At 65.9% G+C, this 4,916-nt stretch carries 2 protein-coding genes and 1 pseudogene; all 3 read right to left on the reverse strand.

The window, feature by feature from the left end; translation table 11 throughout:
• Window positions 1-792 (reverse strand): annotated as a pseudogene (locus tag ACXJKR_RS24255) (alpha-galactosidase); the annotation flags it as partial.
• A complete protein-coding gene (locus ACXJKR_RS24260) occupies window positions 789-1,883 on the reverse strand; it encodes an amidohydrolase family protein (protein WP_457324989.1) in 1,095 nt (364 codons plus the stop codon). The gene ACXJKR_RS24260 and the pseudogene ACXJKR_RS24255, both read right to left, overlap by 4 nt.
• Window positions 1,883-4,714, reverse strand: a complete 2,832-nt coding sequence (locus tag ACXJKR_RS24265) for a TonB-dependent receptor (protein WP_457324990.1) — start codon at window positions 4,712-4,714, stop codon at window positions 1,883-1,885. Before ACXJKR_RS24265 ends, ACXJKR_RS24260 begins: the two co-directional genes overlap by 1 nt.
• Window positions 4,715-4,916: the final 202 nt, after the last annotated feature.

The raw sequence follows: 4,916 nt of genomic DNA on the forward strand, positions 1-4,916 counted from the left end.
GTGCACGGCGATGAAGCTGGGCGGCGTGGTGAGCGTGGCGCCGGGCGCCAACGTCTGCGGTGCGTCGCCGCGCAGAGAAATGTCGACCTGGTCGCCGCTGGCCTTCACGGGCAGCGCGACGAGCTGCGGGTGAAGGGCCAGATGGCCGACGGCCAGGCCGACATCCCGCCGCCAGACATCGACGACCGGCGTGCCACCGCCGTAGTCCGACGCATTCATGCCCATGAAGTTGCGCTGCTCGAAGCCGCGCTTGACAGGCTGCACCCAGTCGCGGCGGTCGGCATGGCTGGCGCCGGAGTAGGTCCAGTACCCACCCGCATGGCGCGGCGCGGCGGCCAAGCGGTGGGCAGCGTTGACCCAGGCGTCGACGGCAACGGGCTTGTCGCCGGTGTTCGTGTAGTCGACGTCCAGCAGCGCGACGCCGGGATGCTCGTCTAGAAGCGTCACGGTGACGCGCTTCTCGATGCCCTCCACCGAGCGGCCGACGAGGCGTAGCGTCTGGCCGGCGCCGAAGGGCGTGGTGGACTTGGCCGGCTCAGCCTTCTGCAGCGCGAAGCGGCTCAGCGCCCTGCCCTTCACGACGAGATGCTCACTCGCGTCGAAGCCGGTCAGCACGGCGGGCTGCTTGCCCAGCAAGCTGACCATGCGACAGCGCATCTGATCGTCGAACTGCAGCGACAGCGCAGCGTCCTGCACGCGCACATGACCCTTGCCCTCAGCCTGAGCGAGCGGCAACTGTGTGGCCAGCGGCGCGGCGCCCAGCCATTGCAGGAAGGCCCGGCGTGCCGTCATCGCTTGCCGCCCCAGGCGCCGGGGAATGTCCGCTCGGCGTTCAGGTGGTAAAGCTTGTCGACGACCTCACGCGGCAGCGCCAGCCCCTTCACCGGCTTATCGAGGTCAGCCACCTTGAAGCTATCCGCCGTGTTGAAGTAGCGCCAGTGCATGCGCCACACGCCTTCGGCTTCCTTGGCCAGCGTGGTGCCGTCCTGGTCGGGCGCCTGCGACATGTCGCTGCCGTACATGACGCGGCCCTGGTATTTGATGAAGAAGCGGCGCACCCGCTCTCGGTCCTTCTGGCTCTGGTACTGCAGTTGGCCGATGCGCGCGGCCACGTCCACCACGGCATTGGGGAAGCGGTCGAGGAAAGTCGCCAGCTCGTCCACGCTGCGCTCCAGCGACGCGAGGTGAACGCCGATGAAGTTCAGCCCCGGGTGCGCGGCCACCATGCGGTCGCGTGCGGCCATTTGAGCTTCCCAGCTGGGCATCTCGGGGTGCAGGGCCATGTGGTACTGCGGGTGGGCCTTGAAGTATTCGCGGTCATTGTTGACCGTCATCTTGTCCAGCGGCAGCCAGCAGTTGTGGGGCTCACCCTGGTGGCCGAGCAGCGGGATGCCTTGTTTGGCGAAGTCGTCGAACAGCGACGCGAAGCGGGCGTCGTCGATCATGACGAGCTTGTCGTCGGCGCCCTTCAGGCTCATGCCGACGTTCTTCCACACCTTCACACCGACGGCGCCGGCCTTCATGGCCGCCGCGATGCGCTGGCGCGTGGCGGGAAGCCATGCAGGTTGGTCCGAGCCGTCCACCGAGAAGCTGGCCGCCCAGGCCACGTCCTTGGGGAACTGCTTCTGCAGCTCGATCGCCACGCGCTGCTGATCGCCCAGCGGCGGGAAGTCGGGGTAGTCGACGTTGATCGTCAGCACCTTGAACTTCTGGCGCTTGGCCGCCGCCATGAAGGCCGGCGCGGGGTTGTGCAGATGCAGGTGGGTGTCGATCTTCACGACACGGCTGTAGTCGGCCATCGTGTAGCTGGCCCCATCTGCAGCCTGTGCGGATAAAAAGGCCGCCCCGGCAAGCAGGGCGGCAACACGGAGGAGATCTTTCATCAGAACTTGATCGAAGCGCCGACGGTGAACGAACGGCCATAACGGTAGTAGCCCTGCGGCAGCTTGACGCTGTCGTTGCCCAGCGTGTACTCCTGCGTCGCGTCGGTCAGGTTGTTGCCTTCGATGCTCAGGCGCAGCCACTTGTTGACCTCGTAGGCGATCTGGGCCGTCGCCCAGGTCACGGCCTTGGCGCGCTCGTTGAAGCCGGCGCCCAGCACGTTGGTGGCGGTGACGAAGGCGTCGGTGTGGTCGGCCGTGGCGCTCATGCTCCACGGGCCCTTCTCGTACAGCAGGCCGAGCGACGACGTGGCCGGCGCGATGCCTTCCAGCGCACGCTCCTCGCCGCCCACCCAGCTGCGCGACTTGTTGCGCGTGTACTGCGCTCGCACGCCGAAGCCGTTGTCGAACAGGTGTTGCAGGCCGATCTCGAAACCGCGCGCGGTGGCCTTGTCGCCATTGATGGGGCGGCTGACATTGAACAGCCGGCCGCCCGGCGCGCCGATGTTCTGCCCCGTCAGGTACTCGCTGGTGATCTGGTTCTTGATGTTCTTCTGGTAGACGGCGAAGTTCAGGGCCGAGTCCTTGGCGTAGTACCACTCCAGCGACACATCGGCCTGGCGGGCGCTGTAGGGCTTGAGGTTGGCGTTGCCGCCGAACACCTGCGTGAAGTCGCCCCAGGAGATGCTCTGCGTCGTGCTCGTCGGCGCCAGCTTGTCCACCGACGGGCGGGCCATGGTCTTGGCTGCGCCCAGGCGCAGTTGCAGATCGTTGGTGATCAGCCAGGTGAAGTTGACCGACGGCAGCGCGAAGTTGTAGCTCGACTCCTGCTGCAGAACGGAAGGTGGCGCGTAGACGGCCGTGTAGTTGAACGCACCGTTCTCGATGATGTCGACAATCTTGGCGTCCCAGGCCTGGGAGGTCGTCTTGGTCTTCACGAAGCGCACGCCGACGTCGGCGTTCCAGCCGTCGCCCGACAGATCGGCCTGCATGAAGGCCGTCGTCGTCTTCTCCGTCACTCGGTAGCTCTCCAGCGGGTTCCAGGCCGGTGCTGCCTTGCTGAAGTCGTAGGTGCCGCCGCCCGGGCGGGGCTTGCCGTCGTAGGCCTGCAGCGCCTGCAGGTAGTTGTTGATATCGAAGCCCAGGAAACTGCGCGGGAAGTTGCCGCTGACGCCGTCCATGAAGCCGGACGGGCTCAACGTCTGGTTGATGACATTGCCGCCCAGCGCGCCGACGTTGATGGCGTTGGCGCCCGAGTAGTGGCCGTCGCCCGCGTTGAAGGCGTTGTTGATGAGGTCGCGCGACTTCTTGCGGCTGGTCTGGCTGAGGCCGAATTTCAGCTGGTCGATGTAGAAGCGGTCCAGCTTCCACTCGAGATTGCCGGTGGCGCCATCGATCTTGTCATCGATGTTGTCGCCGGCCAGGCTGAAGTAGTGGGTGTTGAAGTCACTGGCCTTGAACAGGCCTTGCGCCAGGCCGGTCTGCAGGTCGCGGCCGTCGGTGAAAGTGGTCTTCACATCGGGCACAGCCGCCCCCGTCAGCTGGATGCGCGTGACATTGGGCTGGTTCATGCGCAGCACGACATAGCTGTCGTTGCCGCCGGAGTGGCGCTTGGAGGTGGACTTGTAGATGTCACCCGTCGCTTTCAGCGTGGGCGAGATCTTCCATTCCGCGTTGGCACCGTACATCGCGGTGTCCACCACGCGGTACTCGGTCTTGTTCAGCAGCTCGGGGTTGAGCGCCATCTCCGGGTCGGGGTTGGCCAGCGTGAAGTCGGTGACCACGCCGTTGGTGATCTTCATGTTGGACCAGCGGCCCGGCGCGTACAGCGGATAGAAGGACAGCTGGTAGCCGACCTGCGGCGAGTCCAGCCGCGTCTTGAAGCCGTCGACGACGACCTTCACGTCGCTGCTGGGCCGCCACTCGACCTTGCCGGAGAGCGCCATGCGCTCCTTCTTCTCCATGATGGTGCCGAAGCGGAACTGGCCCGGACCGATCAGGCCTTCCTCGTCGGGGTCCAGCTGCCCGTTGCCGTTAGGGTCGATGGCGCCACCCCAGGTGTTGCCCCAGGGCCAGAAAAGCTCCGGCTTGTTCGGCGCCGGGTTGCGCGACCAGCCGCCATCATTGCCGGCCGTGTCGGTGCGCACATCGCGCTTCGCATACACCACACCGAGCAACACGCCCACCTGGTCGCCGAAGGTGTTGCTGTAGGTGCCCGACAGCTTGGTGCCGTTCAGGCTGCTCATCTGGTTGCGGTCGGCCTCCACGCGCAGCAGGCCGCGCTGGCCCTTCTGGTCGAAGGGGCTGGCCGAGCGCAGGTTCACCAGGCCGCCAATGGCGCCTTCGACGAGCGAAGCCTGCGCGGACTTGACGACGTCGGCGCCACTGATGACGTCGGCCGGCAGCACGTCATAGGCAAAGTAGCGGCCGGCGCTGTCGGTGCCCAGCAGGCGGCTATTGAAGGTCGTGATCGTGTACTCGGGCCCCAGGCCGCGGATGCTGACCTTCTGACCTTCGCCACCCGCCGTGCGCGAGATGGACACGCCGGTGATGTGGCTCAGCGAGTCGGCCACGTTGTTGTCGGGGAAGCGGCCCAGCTCGGTCGCGCTGATGCTGTCCTGCACGCCGGCGGCGTTGCGCTTCAGCGCAAGGGACTTCTGCAGGCTGGCGCGGGTGCCGGTCACTTCCACGCGGTCCAGCGTGTTGTCGGTCTCGGCCTTGGCGGCCTCCTGGGCCCAGGCCGGGGCGACAGCACCGAAGGCGGTGAAGGCCACCAGGCCGGCCAACGTCAGCGGGTGCAGCGCGAAACAACGGGGTTGCAGGCGAGGACTCATCGAACAGTTCCTTTGATCTTGTGTGTCGAAGCTGCCGTCAGGGCAGCGCGATGTCATCTGCTTTGGATGCCGGGGCAGCTCTCCCCCGGTGCGGTGTGCCGGCTCCTCGGATGCCCCTCGAACCGGCTTGACGCAAGTCTACGAATTCTTTCGTTTGATTTCGTATAGAGTTTTCACCGATGCCGAATGCTTTCGATGAATC

It is taken from the genome of Roseateles sp. P5_E11 (assembly GCF_054049355.1).

Coding starts and splice junctions, on each gene's coding strand:
- ACXJKR_RS24260 (WP_457324989.1), bottom strand. CDS start 1,883: ATGAAAGATCTCCTCCGTGTTGCCGCCCTGCTTGCCGGGGCGGCCTTT.
- ACXJKR_RS24265 (WP_457324990.1), bottom strand. CDS start 4,714: ATGAGTCCTCGCCTGCAACCCCGTTGTTTCGCGCTGCACCCGCTGACG.